We start from the raw sequence: 22,077 nt of genomic DNA on the forward strand, positions 1-22,077 counted from the left end.
CGGCCGGGCGGCACGATCGGCCGCTTTGCGGGCAGGAATAGCGATCAGATGGCAAGTGCGCGGTGGGTTGGAGCGGGGCTGGTGGCCTTGTCGGCGACGTCGTTCGGTGCGATGGCGATCTTCGCCCGGGTGGCGTACGCCGGTGGCGCTGACGTGACCGCGGTGCTCTTCCTGCGATTTGCGATTGCAAGTGTCGCGATGGCGGCGCTCACCCTCGCAACCCGTCGGCGCTGGCCGTCCCGGCGGAACGCCACGGTGCTGGCGCTGATGGGCGGGGTTGGCTATGTGGCGCAGTCGATGTGCTTTTTCAGCGCCTTGCGCTTTGCGTCGGCCGGACTGGTGGCGCTGCTGTTGTACCTGTACCCGTTTCTGGTGGCCTTGATCGGCGTGGCTTTTCTGGGCGAACGGCTGACCCGCCGACGGAGCCTGGCGATGGCCGCCGCCCTCGTGGGCACGGCGCTCACCTTGGGCGAAGGGCTTGGCGGTAGCGGGATCGGCGTGGCGCTGGGTGTGGCGACGGCGGTGATCTACTCGATCTACATCGTGGCCGGAAGCCGGGTGCTGGCGGCCGAGGATGCGCTGGCGTCATCCACCGTGGTGATGTTGGCTGCGGCGCTGGTGTTTGGCGGGTTGGTGCTGGCGACCGGCCCGCGTTTCCCGGTTGCTCCGGCGGCGTGGATAGCCTGTGTTGCGATTGCGCTGGTTTCCACTGCAGTGGCGATGGCGACCTTCTTCGCGGGCATCCAGCGCCTGGGTGCCGCCGACGCGGCGACGCTATCGACCCTCGAGCCGGTGGTGACCTTCATCCTCGCCGCGGTGTTCCTCGGCGAGGCGGTGAGCGCGCTGCAGATCGTCGGTGGGGCGATCGTGCTGGGTGCGGTGATCGCCCTCGCGCGGGATGGCGCTGGTTCAGCTCAATCCGGCAGCGGCTCGACCAGATCCCGATAGGCGTGCCAGGTGGCGTGGCCGATCACCGGCATCAGCACCGCCAGCCCGAGGTGGAAGCTCAGGAAGCCGACGATGGTCAGGCTGACGATCAGGAAGGCCCAGACCAGCAGCGGCAGCGGGTTTTCGGCCAGCGCACGGATGCTGGCGATCATCGAGGTGATCGCGTCCTGGTTGCGGTCGAGCATCAGCGGGATGGACACCACGCTCACCGCGAAAACCAGCAGGGCGAAGATCGAGCCGACACCAAAATAGACCACCAGGAATTCGAGGTTCTCGAGGGACACTACCTGGGTCAGGAAGCCGCTGAGGCTGGGTAGTTCTTGCGTGTAGAACATGGCGAAGACCACCAGCGAGGCGCGCGCCCAGATCAGGAAGATGACCGTGAGCACGGCGGCAAAGAGGGCGATGTTGCCCAGGTTGCGCCGCCAGACGGTGAGTGTCGGGCCGAGGGCGCAGGGCTCGCCGAGCTGGCGTCGGCGGGAGAGCTCGTAAAGCCCCATCGCAAAGAAGGGCGCGAGGAGCAGGAAGCCGGTGGTGACGGCCGAGGTGTACTGGTAAGCGTGGGAGAAGACAAAGGTGACCAGCAGGCCCATGCCGGTGAAACAGAAGCCGTAGAACAGGCTGGCGATGGCACAGGCCTTGAGGTCGGAGAAGCCGCGGGCGATCCAGCGAAAAGGCGCGCCGACGCCGATGTTGCGGATCGTGGGGAAGGGCAGGGACGCTGCCTGCTCTTCTGTCGGGGGTGTTTGCTGAGCCATTTTTGTCTCCGTTTTTGGTTGTTTGATGAATGGCCTGCGGATTTGGTTCAGGTCATGGAACGGCCTCGGTACTGCGGTTGGAATCGGCAAACTGCCAGATGGCGTCGAGCACGGCGCCGGGCGCTTCGGCCATCATCGCGTGGCCGGCACCGGAAAGGACAACCTTGTTGACCTTTCTGGCTGCGGTGAAGGCATTGGCCAGCGGGGCGATGGCCTTGGGCGGCGTCATGCGGTCCTGGGCAGCGCTGAGGAGGAGCACCGGGCAGGTCACCCTGGCTGCGGCGTCGAAGCCGCCGGTGTAGGCGTTGCAGGCCGACATGTCGGTGTGCAGCACGCCGGGGGCTGCGCGCTGCATCAGGCGCTCGTTGATGGCCGTGAGGTTGAGCCCTGGAATGCTGCTGGCGCCAAGCTGCGAGCCGGGCGCGTAGGACCACTGGTTGATCATCCGGTGGGCCTTGTCGCGGGCGGATAGGGTGGCGTCGAGGAGGGGCGGGGCGACGGGCATCGGCGCCACCGAGCCGACCAGCACGAGGCTGCGGATGCGCTCCGGCGCTCGGGAGGCGGCCTGCAGGGCGATCAGCGAGCCCATGCTGTGGCCGGCGAGGGTGGCGTTTTCGACGCCCAGCCCGTCAAGCAGGGCGAGCACCCAGTCGGCGATCGCCTCGATAGACGTGAGCTGTGGGCCGGTGCTCTGGCCATGGCCGGGGAGGTCGGGCACCACGGGGTTCCAGCCGTGGGTGGCGAAGTAGCGGCTCTGGAGCGTCCAGACGCTGTGGTCGTGGCCGGCACCGTGGATGAAGACGATGGTGGGGCGGGCGGCGTCGAAGGCGCGGCCGCCGGTGTAGATGTAGGTGTCGCGCTCGGCGAGGGTGAGTTTCATCGGGCACCTCCTGTCTGGCTGGCCTTGGCGACGGCGGTAAGGCCGCGTTCGAGATCCTCGATGAGATCCGGGGCGTTCTCGAGGCCCACCGACAGGCGGATGGTCCCTTCGGTGATGCCGGCAGCCAGTAGCGCGTCGGGCGACATGCGGAAGTGGGTGGTGCTGGCCGGGTGGATCGCCAGCGACTTGGCGTCGCCCACGTTGGCCAGGTGCGAGAACAGGCGCAGGGCTTCGATGAAAGTGGCGCCGGCGGCGCGGCCGCCCTTCAGGCTGAAGCTGAACACGCCCCCGCAGCCCTTGGGCAGCAGGCGCGCGGCGAGGGCGTGGTCGGGGTGGCTGTCGAGCTCGGGCCACGACACGGATTCGACCATCGGGTGAGCCGCCAGATGGGCCACCAGCGCCCGGGCGTTGGCCACATGGCGCTCCATGCGCAGGCCGAGGGTTTCGATGCCCTGGAGAATCTGGAAGGCGTTCATGGGCGACAGGCAGGCGCCAAAATCCCGCAGGCCTTCGCGGCGGGCGCGCAGCAGGAAGGCGGCGATGGGCGATTCCTCGGCGAAATCCATGCCGTGGAAGCCATCGTAGGGTTCGGTGAGGGTGGGGAAGCGACCGCCGGTGGCTTCCCAGTCGAAGCCGCCGCCATCCACCAGCAGCCCGCCGATGGCCACGCCGTGGCCGCCGAGGAACTTGGTGGCGGAGTGCATCACCAGATCGGCGCCCAGGTCGATGGGGCACTGCAGCGCCGGGGTGACGAGGGTGGCGTCCACCAGCAGCGGCAGGCCGGCGGTATGGGCGATGTCGGCGACGGTGGGGATGTCGAGGACTTCGAGGCCCGGGTTGCCGATGGCTTCGCCGAACAGCAGGCGGGTGTCTGGACGGATCGCATCGCGCCAGGCCTGCATGTCGCGGGGGGAGACGAAGGTGGTGGTGATCCCGAAGCGGGGCAGGGTGTAGGCCAGCAGGTTGTGGGAGCCACCGTACAGCGAGCGGGACGCGACGATGTGGCCGCCGCTGCCCATCAGCGTGGTGATGGCGAGCATCAGCGCGGCCTGGCCACTGGCGCAGGCAATGGCGCCGACGCCGCCATCCAGCGCCGCGATGCGCTCTTCGAGCACGGCGTTGGTGGGGTTGGAGATGCGCGAATAGACGTGGCCGGCGCGTTCCTGGTTGAACAGGGCGGCGGCGTGGTCGCTGCTCTCGAAGACGTAGCTGGTGGTGAAGTGGATCGGGGTGGCCCGGGAGCGGTGGGTGGCGTCCGGGGTCTGGCCGGCGTGCAGGGCGAGCGTGTCGGCCCCGGCGTTTCGGTGGATCGGCATGGAGTGCGTGGGCGGTAGGTTCAGGCGGGTACGTCGGGATCGAGCAGGTGCTGGATGATCGCGATGCGATCCTTCAGCAGCAGCTTGCGTTTCTTGAGGCGGCGGAGCAGGAGGTCGTCACCGGGTGGCGGGGCCATCGCGATCTGGTCGATGATCGCGTTCAGATCCCGGTGTTCGGTGGTGAGGACCGCCAGCCTTGCGGTCAGGCTGGAGACGTCGGCGTTCGGGTCGTTGCTGTCGTTCATGCCTGTGATGAATGGATAGCCCGAAAACGGACAGGATGCGTTGAATCTTAGGCCCGGGCGAAGCGAAATACAACGGTGTCGGGGAACTTGAAGCGGGGAGGAACGTTCCCATCTACTGAAGCACTGATGCCCACAAGGCCAATCCGCTATCCAGGAGACCTGTCATGAACGTGGTACTCAACAATCCAGTGCTGTACGTGGTGGACTATCCGGGCTTCGACGCGGTCGAGGTGATCGACAAGCGCCGCGGCGTGGGAACGCTGTTTCGCGACGAGGCGGCCGTGCGTTTCAAGCGCGAGCTGCGCGACGTCGCCGAATCCGCCACCGAGATGGACGACTTCGAGAGCCTGATTGCCGACTATGGCAGCCTGTTCAACCAGCCGGCCGTCTATCACTGAAAGCTTGTCTTGCCAGTGGCCCGGACGGCTCCTAACATAGCCGTCCCATTTTGGCTGAGCGGAGCGTTTCAGGGTGAACAAGGCTTTCGTCAAGGAAAACGACCAGGACGACGATGATGCGCCGCCGGGGGCGCCGAGCCTGCCGCCGGGCACCACCAATTACATGACCCGTCGTGGTTACGAGATCCTGCGTACGGAGCTGGATCAACTCGTCCGCGACGAGCGCCCCAAACTGGTCGAAACCGTCCGCTGGGCGGCGGGTAATGGCGACCGCTCGGAGAACGGCGATTACATCTACGGCAAGAAGCGCCTGCGGGAGATCGACCGGCGCATCCGCTTTCTCATCAAGCGGCTCGAGAATTCGACGGTGGTGACGCCGTCCGAGCAGGAGAACACCGAGCAGGTGTTCTTCGGCGCGACGGTGACCGTCTGCGATGTGGATGGCGACGCCGAGCAGACTTACCAGATCGTCGGCGTGGATGAGGCGAATGCGTCCGAAGGGCGTATCAGCTGGATCGCGCCCTTGTCCCGGGCGCTGCTCAAGGCACGGGAGGGCGACGTGGTGCGTTTTGCCAGCCCGGCCGGGCTGCGCGAGATCGAAGTGCTGGAAATCCGTTACGTCTGAACGCCGCGGGGCGCGTCAGCTCCGCATTCTTTCCCGCGGCCGGCGGACCATCGCCGGCGTGCGCGGCAGGGTGAAGAACATCGTGGTGCCGGTGCCCGGTGCCGATTCCGCCCAGATCTGCCCGCCGTGGCGCTCGATGATCCGTCGCACGCTGGCGAGGCCAATCCCCGAACCCTCGAAGCCCTTGTTCCGGTGAAGTTGCTGGAAGGGCTGGAAGAGGTGCGTCGCGTGCTCCATGTCGAAACCCACGCCGTTGTCGGTGACGTAGAACAGGTGCTCCTCGCCATGCAGGCGGCCGCCCACCTGGATGAACGCCGGGCTGCTGTCGCGGGAGAACTTCCAGGCGTTGCCCAGCAGGTTCTCGAGGGCCTTGCGGATCAGGATCGCGTCGGCGTCGGCGACGAGGCCCGTATCCACGTGGATGTGGACCAGCCGCGCCGGATCGTGCTCGGCGAGGTCGTCGAGGATCTCCCGGGCGATGGCCGAGATGTCGGTGGATTCGATGTGCAGCGGGCGGTTCGAGACGCTGGCTAGCTTGAGCAGCTCGTCGATGAGGTCGCCCATCCGCAGGCTGGCCTTGCGCAGCCGGCTCACGTAGTTGCGGCCGGCGTCGTCGAGGCGATCGCCGTAGTCTTCTTCCAGTGCGTGGGCGAAGCCGTTGATGGCCCGTAGCGGCGCGCGCAGGTCGTGGGAGATGGAATAGCTGAAGTTGAGGAGTTCGCGGTTGGTCTGTTCGAGCTCCTCGGTGCGAAGGCGCACGCGGTCTTCCAGGGTGGCGTTGAGCTCGGCCAGGGCCAGGCCTTCCTCGTCGCGCCGGCGGGTGTCCCGGTGGAGCAGCAGGGCGAGGGCGCCGAGCAGCGTGAGCATCAGCCCGGCAGCGGCGAGGATGCGCCGGCGGTGTTCATGGAAGTCGGCCAGCGCATCGGCGATCGGGCGGCTGGTGCCCACCACCAGCGGACGGTCGGCCAGGCGGCGGTAGGCGGTGATGCGTTCCTCGGTCTCGCCCTGCAGGGGGCTGGTCACCACCATGCTGCGGGATGCCGGCTCGGGCCCGATAGCGGGTGAGTCCGTGACGCTGCGGCCGACCAGCGCATCCACCTGGGGGTGGCGGATCAGGGTGATCGCGCGGATCGCGTGGAGGATCAGGATGGTGTCGCCCTCGGCGAAGCGGATGTCCCGGTAGATGCCTTCGAAGTAGGCATGGCTGATCGCGGCGCCCACGGTGCCCACGTATTTGCCGCTGGCGTCGAAGACCTGGCGGGTGACCGGTGTGATCCATTTGCCGGTGTTGGCGCTGCGGGTCGGGCTGCCGATGGTGATGCCTTCGTCGATGCGCAGGGGCAGGTTGCGCCGTTCGGGCGACGCGGTGGCGGTCTCGCTGGCGGTCCGCCCGTCGTGGGACTGGGCGGCGAGGCTGCCGTCTTCCCGTTCGACGAACAGGTTCTCGACTTCCGGCAGATTGGCCGCGCGTTCGCGCAGGAGGTTCTGGAGTTCGCGCTCGGCGAAGCTGTCGGCCCCGCTGCGGATGGCGACGAGCCCGGCGATCTCGGTGACGGCGCTCTCGGCCTCGCCAAAGCTGCGGGCTACGTGCTCCTCGAAGACGCGGGTCAGGCTCTGGAGTTCTGATTCCGACTGCTGCAGGGCGGTGCGGCGGTCGTACTGGATCAGCGACAAGGCCGCGACGACGATCAGCGCAGCCAGCAGCCCGAAGGCCATCCAGATGCCTGCGCGCAGCCGGCGCATCGGGCGTGCCACACCACGGACGCCCTGGGCGGCCGGCAGCGGCAGAAAGGACGGCAGGGAAGATGGCTGGCGGGCTCGTTCCATCAACGGGATGGGGGGCTTGAAAGCGGAAAGGCAGCACCCATATGGGGAGCGTTAACGGTCCTTATGGAGCAAGCTTTATGACTGTCGAGCAAACGTCCGCGCAAACCTTGAACTTCCAGGCTGAGGTCAAGCAACTGCTGCACCTCATGATCCATTCGCTGTATTCGAACCGCGAGATCTTCCTGCGGGAACTGGTTTCGAATGCCTCCGACGCCTGTGACAAGCTGCGTTTCGAAGCCCTTGAGAACGGCGGGCTGTTCGAGGACGACGCCGAGCTGAAGATCCGCGTGGCCTACGACAAGGCCGCCCGTACCCTGACGATCGCCGACAACGGCATCGGCATGAGCCGCGACGAGGTGGTCACCAACCTGGGCACCATCGCCAAGTCCGGCACCAAGGAATTCTTCGGCAAGCTCACCGGCGACCAGAAGAAGGACGCCCACCTGATCGGCCAGTTCGGCGTGGGCTTCTACTCCGCCTTCATCGTCGCCGACAAGGTGACGGTGCGCACCCGCCGCGCCGGCCTGGCTGCCGCCGACGGCGTGCAGTGGGAATGCTCGATGACCGGCGACACCGCCGGCGAATACACCGTCGAGCCGATCGAGAAGGCTGCCCGCGGCACCGAGATCACCCTGCATCTGCGTGAAGACCAGGACGACCTGCTGTCGTCGTGGAAGCTCAAGTCGATCATCCAGAAGTACTCCGACCACATCCTCCAGCCCATCGTGATGAAGAAGGAGCAGTGGGACGAGGAGAAGAAGGCGCAGGTTGTCACCGACGAGGACGAGACCGTCAACAAGGCCAACGCCCTGTGGGCGCGGTCGAAGTCGGACATCACCGACGAGGAATACACCGAGTTCTACAAGCACGTCGGCCACGACTACGAAGAGCCGCTGGCCTGGACCCACTCTAAGGTCGAAGGCCGGCACGAGTACACCCAGCTGCTCTACGTGCCAGGTCACGCGCCCTTCGACATGTGGGACCGCCAGGCCCGCCACGGCGTGAAGCTCTACGTGCGTCGTGTGTTCATCATGGACGACGCCGAGAAGCTGATGCCGCTCTACCTGCGCTTCGTGCGCGGGGTGGTGGATTCCAACGACCTGCCGCTCAACGTGTCCCGCGAGATCCTCCAGGAATCCAAGGACATCGACACCCTGCGCGCCGGCTGCACGAAGAAGGTGCTGGGCCTGCTCGAAGACCTCGCCGAGAATCAGGAGGACAAGTACGTCACCTTCTGGAAGGAGTTCGGCAAGGTGCTGAAGGAAGGCGTCGGCGAGGATCACGCCAACAAGGAAAAGATCGCCGGCCTGCTGCGCTTCGCCTCCACCCATGCCGACACCGCCGAGGAAACCGTGTCTCTGGCGGATTACATCGGCCGCATGAAGGAAGGCCAGGACAAGATCTACTTCGTCACTGCCGACAGCTTCAACGCCGCCAAGAATAGTCCGCACCTCGAGATCTTCCGCAAGAAGGGCATCGAAGTGCTGCTGCTGTCCGACCGCGTGGATGAGTGGGTGGTGGGTAACCTCACCGAGTTCGACGGCAAGCAGCTGGCCTCGGTGGCCAAGGGCGGGCTGGATCTGGGCAAGCTGGAGGACGAAGCCGAGAAGGCCGCCGTCGAGAAGGAAACCGGCGAGCTGAAGGATCTGCTCGACAAGATGAAGACCACCCTCGGCGACAAGGTGAAGGAAGTGCGCGTCACCCACCGCCTGACCGACTCGCCCGCCTGCCTGGTGGCCGATGAGCACGACATGGGGATGAACCTGGCGCGCCTGATGAAGGCTGCCGGCCAGAGCATGCCGATCTCCAAGCCGATCCTCGAGATCAATCCGGCTCACCCGGTGGTGCTGCGCCTCAAGTACGAGGACAAGCAGTTCGACGACTGGGCTGCGGTGCTCTTCGATCAGGCCCTGCTGGCCGAAGGCGGCACGCTGGATGACCCGGCGAGCTTCGTGAAGCGCATCAACCAGCTGATGCTGGCGATGAACGGCAACTGACGATCTGCCACGCCGGGGTTTCAGGCCCCGGCTGGCGTGGTCTCGAACGGGGGCGCATACCGCTGGGTGTGCGCCCCCGTTTTCATTCCTGGTAGATCTGGTAGGCGTTGGGGCGCTTGTTGGCCCGCAGCGTGCCGGTGGCCGGGTCGTACATCGAGGGCGGCTTCTTGGGCATCATCGAGCGGGTGGCCGAGCGGTTGACGTAGCCGTCGCTGGCCGCGTTGAGGGTATTGGTGCGGGCGTTGTAGGCCGTCTTGGGCTTGGCGACGGTGCGCGGCGAGATGCGTCCGGAGAGGCTGCGGTTGCAGTCGCCGTAGATGTCGCCGCTGGAGCCCTTCTGGGTGCGCGGGTCGTTGAAGACCTGAATCTTGCCGGAGGCGTCCTGGCGGGTCGTGCCGATGCCCTGGGTCTGCTCCCGCAGCGCGCAGATCGTCGAGCTGGGCGGCCTGACCTCGGTGGCCCGGCGGGTGTCCTTGTAGGCGGAGTGCGCGCCACCGAAGGGGACGGTCTTGTTCATCCTCCCGAGTTGCTGCGAGCGGCTCGAGGCGCTCGCCTGGGGCGCAGTGCCCAGCGCGGCCGCAGGAGGTGCGGAGAACAGGACGGGACAAGCCAGGGCAAGGAATAGCAGGGCGGATTTCTTCACAGGCGGGGGCCTCTTTGCTGCAGGGCAAAAATGGGCAACATACTCCAAAACGCGCAAGGCTGACGAGGACATAGTTTGATAATCGTCAATGTAAATCACTGTCACCTTTTCGATATGTCATTTTGTCGGATAAAGTGTCGGTCCCACCGATATTGCAGAATTCCACAACATGGCTGTCGAACTCTTCAACAATGGCACGCATGCCTGTCTGGCCTTTTATGACCTGGTGGACGAGGAGGCCGACCACGCCGTCCAGTGCAATCAGTTCCTCATTGTCGACGGCCAGCATGGCGCCCTGATCGACCCGGGCGGCAACATGACCTACACCGGTCTGCTGATGTCGATGCAGCGCTTCTTCCCGTCCCGCGGGCTGGACTTCATCTTCGCCACCCACGCTGATCCGGACATCATCGCGTCCCTCAACAAGTGGATGGTCGCCACCCACTGCAAGGTGATGATCTCCCGCCTGTGGACGCGCTTCGTGCCCCACTTCACCACCGGCAAGGATTACACCGCCCGGATCATCGGCATTCCCGACGAAGGCATGAACATCGTGCTCGGCAACAACACCATCAAGGCGGTGCCGGCGCACTTCATGCACTCGGAAGGCAACTTCCAGTTCTATGACCCGGTTTCGAAGATTTTGTTCACCGGCGACATGGGCGCGTCCCTCGTGGATCACGACCAGGCTTCCAAGCCGGTCACCAACTTCGACGAGCACATCGCCACGATGATCGGCTTTCACCGTCGCTACATGATCTCCAACAAGATCTGCCGCTTCTGGGTGAACATGGTGCGTCAGATGGATGTGGAGATGATCGTGCCCCAGCACGGCTGCCGTTTCGAGGGCAAGGCGATGGTCAATCGCTTCCTCGACTGGATCGAGCAGCTGCCCTGCGGCGTCGATCTGCTGACCCAGGATTTCTACCGGGTGCCGTAGGCGCCGGCGTTGTCCGGCGATGGGTGAAACGAGGCGGGCTCCGGCCCGCCTCAGTTTTTGCGGGACAGCTGGCTGATGGCGCGGGTGAGGCCGTCGAGGGTGAGCGGGAACATCCGCTCGGCGAGGATCTGCCGGATGATCCCGATGGACTGCCGGTAATCCCACATCCGCTCGGGTTCCGGGTTGAGCCACGCGACGGCCGGATAGGCTTCGGCCAGGCGGCGCAGCCACACGGCGCCGGCCTCGGTGTTGCTGTACTCGATGGAACCATTGGGCTGGAGGATCTCGTAGGGGCTCATGGTCGCGTCGCCCACGAAGATCAGCTTGTAGTCGGGCCCGTACTTGTGGATCACGTCGAGCGTGGGTGTGCGCTCGGAGTGGCGGCGGTAGCTGTCGCGCCACACGTGGTCGTACACGCAGTTGTGGAAGTAGAAGTACTCCAGGTGCTTGAACTCGGCGCGGCAGGCCGAGAACAGCTCCTCGCAAACCTTCACGTACGGGTCCATCGAGCCGCCCACGTCGAAGAAGATCAGCACCTTCACCGCGTTGTGGCGCTCGGGGCGCATCAGCAGATCGAGGTAGCCCGCGTTGCGGGCGGTGGCGGCGATGGTGCCGTCCAGATCCAGCTCGTCCGGCGCGCCCACGCGGGCGAAGCGGCGCAGGCGGCGTAGGGCGACCTTGATGTTGCGCGTGCCGAGCTCGACGGTGTCGTCCAGGTTGCGGTACTCGCGCTGATCCCACACCTTGACGGCGGTGCGGTTGCCGGCGGATTCGCCGCCCACGCGGATGCCTTCCGGGTTGAAGCCGCTGTTGCCGAAGGGCGAGGTGCCGCCGGTGCCGACCCACTTGCTGCCGCCCTGGTGGCGGCCTTTCTGCTCGGCGAGGCGCTTCTTGAATTCTTCCATCAGCTTGTCCCAGCCGAGGGCTTCCAGCTTGGCCTTCTCCTCGGGCGTGAGGTGCTTCTGCATCATCGCCTTCAGCCATTCCTCGGGCAGATCGACTTCCAGCCCGGGCACCGATTCGACGCCCTTGAAGTATTCGCCGAAGGCCTGATCGAAGCGGTCGAACTGGGACTCGTCCTTGACCAGCGTGGCGCGGGACAGGAAGTAGAAGTCGTCCAGACTGTGATTGCCCAACCCGGCCTGCAGGGCTTCGAGCAGGGTCAGGAATTCCTTGGTGGACACCGGCAGCTTGCGGGCCTTGAGATGCAGGAAGAAGTCGATGAGCATCGCGGCGCTCCGGCGGCCGTCAGCGGTTGCGCTGGGCCATGAACACCAGGCGCTCGAAGAGGTGCATGTCCTGCTCGTTCTTGAGCAGCGCACCGTGGAGCGGCGGGATGATCGCCTTCTGGTCGGGAGAACGCAGCGCTTCGGGCGGGATGTCCTCGGCCACCAGCAGCTTGAGCCAGTCGATGAGTTCGGACGTGGAGGGTTTCTTCTTCAGCCCCGGCACGTCGCGCAGGCCGAAGAAGACTTCCAGCGCTTCCTTCAGCAGCGACTGCTTGATGCCCGGAAAGTGCACGTCGACGATCTTGTGCATGGTGTCCCGGTCGGGGAACTTGATGTAGTGGAAGAAGCACCTGCGCAGGAAGGCGTCGGGCAGCTCCTTCTCGTTGTTGGAGGTGATGAAGACGATGGGGCGGTGCCTGGCCTTCACCAGCTCACGGGTTTCGTACACAAAGAACTCCATGCGGTCGAGTTCGCGCAGGAGATCGTTGGGGAACTCGATGTCGGCCTTGTCGATCTCGTCAATCAGCACCACGCAGGGCGCGTCGGCGTCAAAAGCCTGCCACAGGGTGCCCTTGACGATGTAGTTGCCGATGTCCTTCACCCGGTCGTCGCCGAGTTGGGAATCCCTCAGGCGAGACACGGCGTCGTATTCGTAGAGCCCTTGCTGGGCCTTGGTGGTGGACTTGATGTGCCACTGCAAAAGCGGCATGCCCAGGGCGGCGGCCACTTCTTCGGCGAGCATGGTCTTGCCGGTGCCCGGTTCGCCCTTGATGAGGAGCGGCCGCTGCAGCCGGATCGCGGCATTGACGGCCAGCATCAGGTCGGGCGTGGCGACGTAGTTCTCGGAGCCTTCGAAACGCATGGGGGATTCCTCTCTGGGGAAGGACTGACATTGACGTTTGCGTCAATTATAGCGGTGGGGCGCTGGCGAAAATCCGGCGGGCGGTGTCGATGGTGGTGGCGTGGATGGCCACCGTGTCGTCGATCTGCCGGGCGTAGCCACCGGCCATGGCGATGGCGACGGGCAGGCTGCGCCGCCGGCATTCGCCCAGCACGCGCTCGTCCCGGGCGGCGAGGCCGGCCTTGGTGAGCTTGAGGCGGCCGAGGCGGTCGTCTTCAAACGGATCGGCGCCGGCGAGGTAGATCACCAGATCGGGCTGGTGGCGGAAGACCGATGCCAGCGCGTCGTCGAGGGCGGCGAGGTAGGTTTCGTCGCGGGTGCCGTCGGGCAGCTCCACGTCCAGATCGCTGGTTTCCTTGTCGAAGGGAAAGTTGCGCGCGCCGTGGATGCTGAAGGTGAAGCAGTCGGCCCGGTTGGCGAGGATGGCGGCGGTGCCGTTGCCCTGATGCACGTCGCAGTCGACGATCGCCACGCGCGCTACGCGGCCTTCGGCGCGCATGGCGAGGGCCGCGACGGCGGCGTCGTTGAACACGCAGAAGCCTTCGCCCCGGTCACGGAACGCGTGGTGGGTGCCGCCGGCAAGGTTGGCGGCCCAGCCTTCGGCCAGCGCGGCGCGGCAGGCCGCAAGGGTGGCGCCCGCCGAGCGCCGCGAGCGCTCGACCATGGCCTCGGACCACGGAAAGCCGATCCGCCGGACTTCGTCGTGGCCGAGCGTGCCGCGCACCACGCGCTGCACGTAGCCGGCGTCGTGGGCGCGCAGGAGTTCGGTGTCGGTGGCGGCGTCGGGCACCCGGAAGTCGTCGGTGGCGAAGTGGCCGGAAGCCAGCAGGCGTTCCCGCAGCCGGCTGTACTTCTCCATCGGAAAGCGGTGGCCCGGCGGAAGAGGCAGCACGAAGTGGTCGGCGTAAAAGAGTTTCATCGTGGATCGTTGGCGCAATTGTGGTTTGGCGCGGTGGGGCGAAAGCTGCGCCGCTGCTATTATTTCGCGATTCCGGCCGCAGGGCCGATTCTCGACGCATCGGGGACGCCTCATGAACCTACTCGATCAGATCCGTGCCGAACAGGCCGCGACCACGGCAATCCGCCGCGACATCCACGCCCACCCCGAACTCGCCTTCGAAGAGCATCGCACCGCCGCGCTGGTGGCCGAGCGACTCGAGGCGCTGGGCATCGAAACCCATCGGGGCGTCGGCAAGACCGGCGTGGTGGGCGTGCTGCGGGCGGGCACCAGCAAGCGCGCCATTGGCCTCAGGGCCGACATGGATGCGCTGCCGATCCAGGAGAAGAACGACTTCACCCACCACTCGCGCCACCCCGGCAAGATGCACGCCTGTGGCCACGACGGCCACACCGCGATGCTGCTGGGCGCGGCGGCGCACATCGCGCGCAACCCGGAGTTCGATGGCACGGTGTACTTCCTGTTCCAGCCTGCCGAGGAAGGCGAGGGCGGCGCGCCGGAGATGATCGCCGACGGGCTGTTCACGCGCTTTCCGATGGAGGCGGTGTTCGGCATGCACAACTGGCCCGGCGTGCCGGTGGGGCAGATCGCCGTGCATCGCGGGCCGGTGATGGCCTGTGCCGACCGCTTCGACATCGAGATCCGCGGCCACGGCGCCCACGCCGCCATGCCCCATCAGGGCATCGACCCGGTGCTGTGCGGCGCGTCGCTGGTGCAGGCGCTGCAGTCGGTGGTGAGCCGCAATGTGGACCCGGCGGATTCGGCGGTGCTGTCGGTCACCCAGTTCCATGCGGGCGACGCCTACAACGTGATCCCCGACGTGGTGCGCATCGGCGGCACGGTGCGGGCCTTCCGGCCGGACATCCGGGCGCAGGTGGAGGACGCCATGCAGCGGGTGTGCGCGGGCATCGGCGCGGCCTTCGGCGCCAACGTGCATTTCAGCTACAGGCGCGGTTATCCCCCGACCATCAATACGGTGCCCGAGGCCGAGTTCTGCGCCAGGGTGGCGGGCGAGGTGTGCGGCGAGGGCAACACCCTTATCGACCCCAAACCCAGCATGGGCGCCGAGGATTTCGCCTACTTCCTGCAGGAAAAGCCCGGCTGTTACGTGTGGCTTGGCAACGGCCCGGGGGAGGGCGGCTGCACGCTGCACAACCCCCACTATGACTTCAACGACGACGCGATTCCCTACGGCGTGGCCTACTGGGTGCGCCTGGTGGAACGCTGGCTGGCCGACGCTTGAGAGCCGTCACCCCGGGGCGGGCACTTTTGCGCCGTCGCCCGCTCCAACGCAGGTTGCCGCTTCCCGCCTGACCCATGTTCTCCCTTTCCCTCCGGATGCTCCGGCGCGATCTGCGCGCCGGCGAGCTGGGCCTGCTCGTGATGGCCCTGGTGATCGCTGTGGCCAGCCTGACCAGCGTCGGCTTCTTCACCGACCGGGTCGCCCAGGCCCTCACGCGCGAGGCCAACCAGCTCCTGGGCGGCGATCTGGTGCTGGTGTCGGATCACACCCTCGACCGGGCCTACCGCGACGAAGCCACCCGGCGCGGGCTGAAGTCCGTGGTTTCTGCCACCTTCACCAGCATGGCTAGTCTGGGCGAGGGCGCGCAGCTGGCGGGGGTGAAGGTGGTGGAGGACGGTCATCCGCTGCGGGGCTCGATCCGCATCGCGCCGGGCCTCAACCAGCCGGACGCGCCGGCGCGCGGCATCCCCGCGCCGGGCACGTTGTGGCTCGATGAACGGCTCGCCAGCGCGCTGGGCGCGAAGGTGGGCGACGAGATCGGCCTGGGCGCCCAGCGGATGAAGATGGCGGCGGTGCTGAGTTTCGAATCCGACCGGGGCGCCAACTTCTTCAGCCTGCTGCCGCGGCTCGTCATCAACGCCGCCGACCTGCCCGCTACCCGGCTGATCCAGCCCGGCAGCCGGGCCTTCTATCATCTGCACGTGGCGGGCGAACCAGGCGCCGTCGCGGGCTTCGAGGCCTGGGCCAAGCCGCGGCTGCAGCGGGGCGAGCGCCTCGAGACCGTCGATAACGCCCGGCCCGAGGTGCGCTCCACCCTCGACCGTACCGAGCGCTTCCTGCGTTTTGCGGCGATGCTGGCGGTGGTGCTGGCGGCGGTGGCTGTCGGGCTCGCGACCCGGCGTTTCGTCGAACGGCATCTGGATGGCTGCGCGGTGATGCGCTGCGTGGGGGCGAAGCAGGGGCAATTGCTGCGGCTCTTCATTGGCGAGTTCGTGCTGCTGGGGCTGTTCGCCGGTGTGGTGGGCTGTGCGCTGGGGTTTGCAGTGCAGTTCGTGCTCAATGGCCTGCTGGGTGATCTGGTGGGATTTCCGCTGCCGGCGCCGGGCTGGTGGCCGGTGGCCCACGGGCTGGCGGTGAGCCTGTTGCTGCTGCTGGGTTTTGCGCTGCCTCCGCTGATCCGGCTGGGCCGGGTGCCCACGCTGCGGGTGCTGCGTCGGGAGTGGGATGGCATCGCCGCGCGGGAAGGCCTTGCGTGGGCGGTAGGCGCGCTGGTGCTGGCCGGCCTGCTGGTGGGCATCGCGCGCGACTGGCTGCTTGGCGCCTGGGTGGTGGGCGGCTTTGCGCTGGCCTTTGCGGTGTATGGCGGCGTGGGCTGGCTGGTGCTGCGGCTGCTGGGCCGTATGCGGGCGGTGGCAGGTAGCGGCTGGCGTTACGGCCTGGCGGCGCTGCGCCGGCGGCCGGTGGCGAGCCTCGTGCAGGTGCTGGCCCTCGGCATGGGGCTGACGGCCTTGTTGCTCCTCACGCTCGTCCGGGGGGATCTGCTCGCCAACTGGAAGCAGGCGACGCCGGCGGATGCGCCCAATCGTTTCGTCATCAACATCCAGCCCGATCAGGTAGAGCCGCTGGGCCAGTTCTTCCGGGCAGAGGGTCGCCTGTCGCCCTCGATGCAGCCGATGATCCGTGGCCGGCTGGTGGCGGTGAATGGCCGCCCGGTAGGGCCGGACGATTACCCCGAGGAGCGCGCAAAGCGCCTTGTCGATCGCGATTTCAATCTTTCCTTTGACGCCCGCCTGCCCGACGGCAACAGCGTGGTGGCGGGCGCGTGGCACGGTGACAGCCGGCAGCCGCAGTTCTCGGTGGAACAAGGCCTGGCCCAGACCCTCGGGCTCGCGATGGGCGACGTGCTGACCTTCGAGATCGCCGGCACGCGGTCGGAAGCGCGCATCACCAGCCTGCGCAAGCTGGATTGGGATTCGATGCGGGTGAACTTCTTCGTGATCGCCGCGCCCGGGATGCTGGAGGATTTTCCGGCCAGCTACATCACCAGCTTCTACCTGCCGCCGGCGAAGATGGATTTTGCCAACCGGCTGGTGGCGGCTTTCCCCAACTTCACGGTGATCGACGTAGCGGCAGTGATCGGGCAGATCCAGACCATGGTGGATCAACTGATTGCAGCGGTGCAGTTCGTGTTCGGCTTTGCGGTGGTGGCGGGGGTGATCGTGCTGTTCGGCGCGCTGCAGGCCACCCACGACGAGCGGGAGCGCGAGCTGGCGATCCTGCGCACTCTCGGTGCCCGCAACCGGCAGCTGCGCTGGGCGCTGCTCGCCGAGTTCGCCGCCCTCGGGCTGGTGGCGGGCGTGCTGGCGGGCGTGGGCGCGACGGGCATCGGCTGGGCGCTGGCCCATTTCGTCTTCAAGCTGCCCTACGTTCCCAGCGTGCTGCCGCTGCTGGCGGGGGCTGTGGCCGGTTGTGCGGTGGTCACGCTGGCGGGCTGGCTGGGCACCCGTCACCTGCTTTACCGGCCGCCGCTGGCAAGTCTGCGCGCACTGAACTAATTTACAGTTCTCCGCGTTATACTCCGGCCGATGAATACCGACGCCGCATTTCTGCTGATCTTCCTCGTTGCCTTCGCCGTGCTGGTGCTGGCGGTGCTGTGGCTGCTCGTCCAGATCGGGCGCCTGGGACGGCGGGTCGATCAGGGGTTTGCCGAGCAGCAGCTGCAGCTGGTGAAGGAGTTTCAGGCCACGTCCGTGGCCGGGAGCGACCGGGTCATCGATCTGGTGGCCGCTGAGGTGGACAACCTGCGGGATCGGCTCGACGCCGAACAAGCCGCCTCACGCCAGGCTTTGCAGCAGCTTCATCTCGCGCTCGTAGGCCAGCTGGGCAGCCAGAAGGAGGAGACCGTCCTGCGCCTGGCGGATCTTGCCAACGCCTTTGCCGCCGGCCAGGAAAAGCTCCGTAGCGAGATGCTGGCCGAGACGCTCAAGACTCTCGCCGACCATGCCCGGGCCGACCGGGAGCTCCTTCAAAGCGGCCTCAAGAGCGCGTCCGAGCAACTGGGCACCAGCATCGAGGCGATGAACCGCACCGTGGGCGAGCGCCTCGAGGCGATCACCGGCCACGTCAATCAGCGCCTCGACGAAGGCTTCCGCAAGACCAACGAGACCTTCGCCAGCGTGATGGCCCGGCTTGCGACCATCGACGAAGCCCAGAAGAAGATCGGCGACCTGACCACCAACGTGGTGAGCCTGCAGGAGCTGCTGGGCGACAAGCGGGCCCGGGGCGCGTTTGGTGAAGTCCAGCTGGAGGCGCTGGTGCGCAATGCGTTGCCGCCCGAGTCCTTCGATTTCCAATTCACCCTGCCCAACGGCACCCGCGCCGACTGCGTGCTGCGCCTGCCCGAGCCCACCGGCATGGTGATCGTGGATTCGAAGTTTCCGCTGGAAAACTACCACCGGATGTTCGCTACCGACGTGGGCGAACTGGAGCGCCGTGCGGCCCAGACTGCCTTCCGGAGCGATGTGAAGAAGCACGTGGATGCGATCGCCGGCAAGTACATCCTGCCCGAGGTGACGTCAGACGGCGCGGTGATGTTCCTGCCCGCCGAGGCGGTGTTCGCCGAGCTCCACGCCTATCACCCGGAGGTGATCGCCTACGCCATGAGCCGGCGGGTGTGGATCGTCTCGCCGACCACCCTGATGGCGGTGCTCAACACCGCCCGCGCGGTGCTGAAGGACGTGGAGACCCGCAAGCAGATCCACGTCATCAAGGACGCGCTGGGCAAGCTCGCCAAGGATTTCAACCGCTTCGACGAGCGGATGCAGAAGCTCGCCACCCATATCCGCCAGGCCGGCGAAGACGTGGCCGAGGTGCAGACCTCGTCACGCAAGATCAGCGCCCATTTTCAGCGCATTGAGGCGGCACAGCTGGACGATCTGCCGGCTGCGCTGCCGGACAACAGCCAGGGCTGATCGTTGCGGCTTGGCTCAATAGCCCTGGAAATCCCTCAGCAGGAAGACATACACCTCCCGCTTGAAATCCTTGTGGATCGGCACCACCACCTTGCCGAGCTGCTCGCTGGCGGCGAAGCGTGCGGCAATGTCGGGAATCTCGGCCTTGCGGCCCACGTAGAGCACGTCGCGCCCGCGCTTGTCGGCGAGGGTGGTGGTGACCTCGTACTGGTCGCGGGGCAGGTGGCCCGGGTTCCAGGCGGCGTAGTCGGTGGGGTGGAGGCGATAGACGAGGTGGGCGATGATCTCCCGGTCTTCGCCCACCAGGATGGCGCCAGGGTGCTGGGCGAGATAGGGCGCCACGCCGTCGGCCATGTTGATCCAGCCGCGGGCGCGTTTGTACGGGTCGTTCTTCGCGGTGAGGTCGATGCCGGCGATCCGGGCGATGTCGGGCCAGTGGTAGGCACCGAGGGACGCCACCAGATTGACCACGACGCCGGCGATCACCCAGCGCCGACGATCGGCCAGGAACACTGCCGGCACCAGCAGGCAGGCCGCGACGAAGACTGGTGCCGCCCAGTTGCCATTGGCCCGGCCGGTGAGGGCCTGGAAGCTCACCAGCAGAAGCAGCGGCACGATGAAGATCAGCAGCGTGCGGTGAGCGTCGTTGCGCAACAGCTTGACCGAACGCAGCAGTGCCCAGCCGAGCAGCACGCCGAGCAGCGGGCCGAAGGACAGCCACTGGGCGCCGATGAACTCGCCCAGCTGGCCCGGGTGCCAGCCGCGCTCGCCGTGGCCGACGCGGGTGATCTCGGCGGTGTGGCGGAAGGTGGGAAAGTCGTGGGCCCAGTTCCAGTACAGGTTGGGCGCCAGGATAACCGCGGCTAGCAGCAACGCCACCCACGGCTGGGGCCGTGCCAGCCAGCGGCGGTGGCGGGGCGACAGCACGATGAGCAGCAGGGCCGACGGCAGGAAGGCGGCCATCGTGTACTTCGACATCAGTCCGATGCCGATGAGCGCGCCACAGGCCAGCCAGTTGGCCCAGCCTTCCTCATCGAGTGCCCGCAGCAGGAACAGCAGCGCAAGCGACCAGCACAGGAGCAGCGGCGCGTCGGTGGAGACGAACAGCCCGAGGGCAGCCACCAGCGGCATCGACATGAAGCCAAGCCCGGCCCAGAAGCCGACCCGCGTCGAATACAGCCGCGAGCCGAGCGCATACAGGGCGAAGGCCGTGGCGGGGTACAGCAGCAGCGAGGGCAGCTTGATGGCGATCAGGCTGTTGCCGAGGATTGCCGTACTGGCGGCGATCAGCGCGGCGATCACCGGCGGCTTCGAGAAGTAACCCCAGTCGAGGTTCTGCGACCAGCCCCAGTAGTAGGCCTCGTCCACGTAGAGGTCGATGCCCAGGTGGCCGATCACCCACAGCCGGTAGGCGGTGAGCACGGCGACGATCACCGCGAGGGGCGCGGCGCGGCTGTCGGTGACGTTCACGGGCGGGCCTTCACGAGCACCACGCCGCCTTCCTGGAAGACGGTGTCGACCGGGGCGTCGGGCGCCAGGCGGTCGATGCGGGTGAGGGCCAGCTGGCCGGGTTTGGGGTCGCCCTTCAGGGTGACGGCCTGGCGATAGACGCTGAAGCTCGGCGCGGTGGTGAAGCGCCAGAAGACGACTTCGCCGCCGAGCTCCCGGGCCTTGAGGCCAGCCGCCTTGACCGGGCCCTGCACCAGCTCGCCCGCGTAGGGCACCACGACGCCGGCCAGCAGGATGACCTGCATCGTGCCGGTCACCACCAGCTTGGCGAGCATGGACATCCGCGGGAAGAACACGACGGCCGTCCAGATCACCAGCCCGGTGATGGTGGCGCCGATGTAGAAGCTGTCGGCCATCGGCAGCGCCCGGGCCAGCTGGGCGCGGTAGAAGCCGTCGCCGAGGGTGCTGCGGGAGAGTGCGTCGAACAGATTGGGCAGCAGCGGGAACAGGATGAACAGCAGCCCGGGCAGCAGAAGATGCGGCCACACCCGGCGGATCGACTGGGCGTGGAGGCCGATCAGGATGAACAGCGGCGTGCAGCCGTAGAGCACGTAGTGGGGCAGCTTGGTGCCCGACAGCGAGAAGAAGCCCAGCACGAAGCCGAACCAGATCCACAGGAAGCGTTGCAGCGGATCGGCAAGCCCGGCGCGCAGACGGGTGAGGGCGCCGATCAGGAGGCCGCTCCAGGGCAGCAGCAGCAGCGGCACGGCCAGCAGGTAATAGAACGCGCTGCCGCCGTGGCCTTCGAGGGAGCCCGAGAAGCGCTGCACGTTGTGGCGCAGGATGAAGCCGTCGATGAAATCCTGTCCGTGACGATGCAGGGCGTAGGCGTACCACGGGGCGACGATGACGACGAGGATCGCCAGCCCGGCGGGGTCGAACAGCATCTTCAGCCAGCGTTTCCATTCGCCGCGGCTGGCGCAGAAGAGAAAGCTCACCGCGCCCGGTACGACCAGCGCCACCGGCCCCTTGGTGAGGGCGCCGAGGCCCATCCACACGAAGGCGCGCAGCAGCGGCGCCCGCTGGCCGCTTTCGAGATGGCGCCACACGTCGAACAGGGTGAGCGCCAGCAGGCAGTTGAGCAGCCCGTCGGCGGTGGCGGCGCGGCCGATGGCGAAGGGGCCGAGCGCCGTGCTCGCCACGGCCAGCGCCAGCAGGCCGGCCTCGTCGCCAAAGCGCTTGCGGGCGAAGAAGTAGGTGGCGTAGCTCCAGACGATGGCCGCTACGGCCGAGGGCAGGCGGAAGGCCCACTCGCTGGCGCCGAAGATCAGATAGCCCACCGACTGCAGCCAGTAGATGAAGATCGGTTTGTCGAAGCGCGGGGCGCCGTTGAGATAGGTGAACAGGAAATCGCCCCGTTCGAACATCTCACGGGTGGCTTCGGAGAACGCGCCTTCGTCCACGTCGAAAAGCGGCGCGCCTCCCAGCCGGAGCAGGAAGGCGATGAAGGGCAGGACAAGGATCAGGCGGCCGAGGGTGCTACCCGCGAGCCGCCTTTCGGCGCTGGCGTGACCGATCATGGGCAAACGCTGAATCAGGCCTTGGCGGTGTGCCAGCCCTGACCGTCGTCGAGGGGTGCGGTTTCGCGGGCGACGTAGGCCTGGCTCTGGCCGGATTCGAAATACACCCGGGTGAGCAACTCGGCCAGCACGCCGGTGGTGACCATCTGGATGCCGGCGATCACGAAGA

General features: G+C 66.8%; 19 protein-coding genes. 8 read left to right on the forward strand and 11 right to left on the reverse strand.

All coding sequences use genetic code 11. The features are described 5' to 3' along the window. Nucleotides 1-48 precede the first annotated feature (48 nt). Nucleotides 49-948, forward strand: a complete 900-nt coding sequence (locus Q0672_RS06180) for a DMT family transporter (protein ID WP_298620792.1) — start codon at nt 49-51, stop codon at nt 946-948. Here Q0672_RS06180 and Q0672_RS06185 read toward each other — a convergent pair. Genes Q0672_RS06185 through Q0672_RS06200 form a run of 4 tightly spaced genes read right to left on the reverse strand, consistent with a single transcriptional unit; the run spans nt 915 to nt 4,147 of the window. Next, nucleotides 915-1,706, reverse strand: a complete 792-nt coding sequence (locus Q0672_RS06185) for a DUF2189 domain-containing protein (RefSeq protein WP_298620794.1) — start codon at nt 1,704-1,706, stop codon at nt 915-917. The two genes, Q0672_RS06180 and Q0672_RS06185, sit on opposite strands and share 34 nt — an antisense overlap. A gap of 52 nt (nt 1,707-1,758) precedes the next feature. After that, the gene (locus Q0672_RS06190) at nt 1,759-2,586 is read right to left on the reverse strand and encodes an alpha/beta hydrolase (protein ID WP_298620796.1); all 828 of its coding nucleotides are present in this window, start codon (nt 2,584-2,586) and stop codon (nt 1,759-1,761) included. Continuing rightward, nucleotides 2,583-3,902, reverse strand: a complete 1,320-nt coding sequence (locus Q0672_RS06195) for an O-acetylhomoserine aminocarboxypropyltransferase (protein ID WP_298620798.1) — start codon at nt 3,900-3,902, stop codon at nt 2,583-2,585. Before Q0672_RS06195 ends, Q0672_RS06190 begins: the two co-directional genes overlap by 4 nt. Nucleotides 3,903-3,922: 20 nt before the next feature. Then, entirely contained in the window at nt 3,923-4,147 is a 225-nt protein-coding gene (locus tag Q0672_RS06200; protein ID WP_153161005.1) for a DUF465 domain-containing protein, read from the reverse strand. Between the two features lie 164 nt (nt 4,148-4,311). On the opposite strand from Q0672_RS06200, the gene Q0672_RS06205 reads away from it, so the two are divergent. Then, on the forward strand, nt 4,312-4,545 hold the full coding sequence (locus Q0672_RS06205) for a DUF3567 family protein (protein WP_153161006.1): 234 nt from the start codon (nt 4,312-4,314) through the stop codon (nt 4,543-4,545). A gap of 73 nt (nt 4,546-4,618) precedes the next feature. Continuing rightward, nucleotides 4,619-5,170, forward strand: coding sequence for a transcription elongation factor GreB (greB, locus tag Q0672_RS06210; RefSeq protein WP_298620801.1), 552 nt, complete (start codon nt 4,619-4,621; stop codon nt 5,168-5,170). 15 nt (nt 5,171-5,185) lie between these two features. Here the strand turns inward: greB and Q0672_RS06215 are convergent, their stop codons facing one another. Beyond that, nucleotides 5,186-6,997: an ATP-binding protein gene (locus tag Q0672_RS06215; protein WP_298620803.1), complete on the reverse strand. Its 1,812-nt coding sequence runs from the start codon at nt 6,995-6,997 to the stop codon at nt 5,186-5,188. 77 nt (nt 6,998-7,074) lie between these two features. Here Q0672_RS06215 and htpG point away from each other — a divergent pair, with 77 nt between their 5' ends. Beyond that, nucleotides 7,075-8,994 (forward strand): molecular chaperone HtpG, encoded by a 1,920-nt coding sequence (htpG, locus tag Q0672_RS06220; protein WP_298620805.1) that lies wholly within the window; start codon nt 7,075-7,077, stop codon nt 8,992-8,994. An 82-nt stretch (nt 8,995-9,076) separates the two neighbouring features. Here the strand turns inward: htpG and Q0672_RS06225 are convergent, their stop codons facing one another. After that, on the reverse strand, nt 9,077-9,511 hold the full coding sequence (locus Q0672_RS06225; protein WP_298620807.1) for a hypothetical protein: 435 nt from the start codon (nt 9,509-9,511) through the stop codon (nt 9,077-9,079). Nucleotides 9,512-9,806: 295 nt separating this feature from the next. Here Q0672_RS06225 and Q0672_RS06230 point away from each other — a divergent pair, with 295 nt between their 5' ends. Further along, the gene (locus Q0672_RS06230; protein ID WP_153161011.1) at nt 9,807-10,577 is read left to right on the forward strand and encodes an MBL fold metallo-hydrolase; all 771 of its coding nucleotides are present in this window, start codon (nt 9,807-9,809) and stop codon (nt 10,575-10,577) included. A 50-nt stretch (nt 10,578-10,627) separates the two neighbouring features. On the opposite strand, the gene Q0672_RS06235 is transcribed toward Q0672_RS06230, so the two are convergent. From Q0672_RS06235 to Q0672_RS06245, 3 genes are read right to left on the reverse strand one after another with little or no spacing between them, the layout of a single operon-like run. Further along, nucleotides 10,628-11,806 carry a VWA domain-containing protein gene (locus Q0672_RS06235; RefSeq protein WP_298620810.1) on the reverse strand — a complete coding sequence of 393 codons (1,179 nt, stop codon included), beginning with the start codon at nt 11,804-11,806 and terminating at the stop codon, nt 10,628-10,630. A 19-nt stretch (nt 11,807-11,825) separates the two neighbouring features. Then, entirely contained in the window at nt 11,826-12,668 is an 843-nt protein-coding gene (locus tag Q0672_RS06240; protein ID WP_298620812.1) for a MoxR family ATPase, read from the reverse strand. Nucleotides 12,669-12,714: 46 nt separating this feature from the next. After that, complete coding sequence (locus Q0672_RS06245; RefSeq protein ID WP_298620814.1) at nt 12,715-13,626, reverse strand: histone deacetylase; 912 nt, start codon at nt 13,624-13,626, stop codon at nt 12,715-12,717. Between the two features lie 112 nt (nt 13,627-13,738). Between Q0672_RS06245 and Q0672_RS06250 the strand changes: the two genes are divergently transcribed. The 3 genes from Q0672_RS06250 to rmuC all read left to right on the forward strand — a co-directional run bounded on the left by Q0672_RS06250 (nt 13,739) and on the right by rmuC (nt 18,879). Further along, the gene (locus tag Q0672_RS06250) at nt 13,739-14,908 is read left to right on the forward strand and encodes a M20 aminoacylase family protein (RefSeq protein WP_298620816.1); all 1,170 of its coding nucleotides are present in this window, start codon (nt 13,739-13,741) and stop codon (nt 14,906-14,908) included. A gap of 74 nt (nt 14,909-14,982) precedes the next feature. Beyond that, complete coding sequence (locus tag Q0672_RS06255) at nt 14,983-17,463, forward strand: FtsX-like permease family protein (protein WP_298620818.1); 2,481 nt, start codon at nt 14,983-14,985, stop codon at nt 17,461-17,463. A gap of 30 nt (nt 17,464-17,493) precedes the next feature. Next, nucleotides 17,494-18,879, forward strand: coding sequence for a DNA recombination protein RmuC (gene rmuC / locus Q0672_RS06260; RefSeq protein ID WP_298620820.1), 1,386 nt, complete (start codon nt 17,494-17,496; stop codon nt 18,877-18,879). Nucleotides 18,880-18,894: 15 nt separating this feature from the next. Here the strand turns inward: rmuC and Q0672_RS06265 are convergent, their stop codons facing one another. Together Q0672_RS06265 and Q0672_RS06270 are read right to left on the reverse strand one after the other, a co-directional pair. Next, the gene (locus tag Q0672_RS06265) at nt 18,895-20,349 is read right to left on the reverse strand and encodes a glycosyltransferase family 39 protein (RefSeq protein ID WP_298620822.1); all 1,455 of its coding nucleotides are present in this window, start codon (nt 20,347-20,349) and stop codon (nt 18,895-18,897) included. Then, nucleotides 20,346-21,908 (reverse strand): glycosyltransferase family 39 protein, encoded by a 1,563-nt coding sequence (locus Q0672_RS06270; protein WP_298620824.1) that lies wholly within the window; start codon nt 21,906-21,908, stop codon nt 20,346-20,348. Before Q0672_RS06270 ends, Q0672_RS06265 begins: the two co-directional genes overlap by 4 nt. Nucleotides 21,909-22,077: the final 169 nt, after the last annotated feature.

It is taken from the genome of uncultured Zoogloea sp. (assembly GCF_937894855.1).
Classification (GTDB): Bacteria; Pseudomonadota; Gammaproteobacteria; order Burkholderiales; family Rhodocyclaceae; genus Zoogloea; species Zoogloea oryzae.

What these genes read in the sequence shown, in the direction of transcription:
- Q0672_RS06180 (WP_298620792.1), top strand. Translation starts at nt 49, where the DNA reads ATGGCAAGTGCGCGGTGGGTTGGAGCGGGGCTGGTGGCCTTGTCGGCG.
- Q0672_RS06185 (WP_298620794.1), bottom strand. Translation starts at nt 1,706, where the DNA reads ATGGCTCAGCAAACACCCCCGACAGAAGAGCAGGCAGCGTCCCTGCCC.
- Q0672_RS06190 (WP_298620796.1), bottom strand. Translation starts at nt 2,586, where the DNA reads ATGAAACTCACCCTCGCCGAGCGCGACACCTACATCTACACCGGCGGC.
- Q0672_RS06195 (WP_298620798.1), bottom strand. Translation starts at nt 3,902, where the DNA reads ATGCCGATCCACCGAAACGCCGGGGCCGACACGCTCGCCCTGCACGCC.
- Q0672_RS06200 (WP_153161005.1), bottom strand. Translation starts at nt 4,147, where the DNA reads ATGAACGACAGCAACGACCCGAACGCCGACGTCTCCAGCCTGACCGCA.
- Q0672_RS06205 (WP_153161006.1), top strand. Translation starts at nt 4,312, where the DNA reads ATGAACGTGGTACTCAACAATCCAGTGCTGTACGTGGTGGACTATCCG.
- Q0672_RS06215 (WP_298620803.1), bottom strand. Translation starts at nt 6,997, where the DNA reads ATGGAACGAGCCCGCCAGCCATCTTCCCTGCCGTCCTTTCTGCCGCTG.
- htpG (WP_298620805.1), top strand. Translation starts at nt 7,075, where the DNA reads ATGACTGTCGAGCAAACGTCCGCGCAAACCTTGAACTTCCAGGCTGAG.
- Q0672_RS06225 (WP_298620807.1), bottom strand. Translation starts at nt 9,511, where the DNA reads ATGAACAAGACCGTCCCCTTCGGTGGCGCGCACTCCGCCTACAAGGAC.
- Q0672_RS06230 (WP_153161011.1), top strand. Translation starts at nt 9,807, where the DNA reads ATGGCTGTCGAACTCTTCAACAATGGCACGCATGCCTGTCTGGCCTTT.
- Q0672_RS06235 (WP_298620810.1), bottom strand. Translation starts at nt 11,806, where the DNA reads ATGCTCATCGACTTCTTCCTGCATCTCAAGGCCCGCAAGCTGCCGGTG.
- Q0672_RS06240 (WP_298620812.1), bottom strand. Translation starts at nt 12,668, where the DNA reads ATGCGTTTCGAAGGCTCCGAGAACTACGTCGCCACGCCCGACCTGATG.
- Q0672_RS06245 (WP_298620814.1), bottom strand. Translation starts at nt 13,626, where the DNA reads ATGAAACTCTTTTACGCCGACCACTTCGTGCTGCCTCTTCCGCCGGGC.
- Q0672_RS06250 (WP_298620816.1), top strand. Translation starts at nt 13,739, where the DNA reads ATGAACCTACTCGATCAGATCCGTGCCGAACAGGCCGCGACCACGGCA.
- Q0672_RS06255 (WP_298620818.1), top strand. Translation starts at nt 14,983, where the DNA reads ATGTTCTCCCTTTCCCTCCGGATGCTCCGGCGCGATCTGCGCGCCGGC.
- rmuC (WP_298620820.1), top strand. Translation starts at nt 17,494, where the DNA reads ATGAATACCGACGCCGCATTTCTGCTGATCTTCCTCGTTGCCTTCGCC.
- Q0672_RS06270 (WP_298620824.1), bottom strand. Translation starts at nt 21,908, where the DNA reads ATGATCGGTCACGCCAGCGCCGAAAGGCGGCTCGCGGGTAGCACCCTC.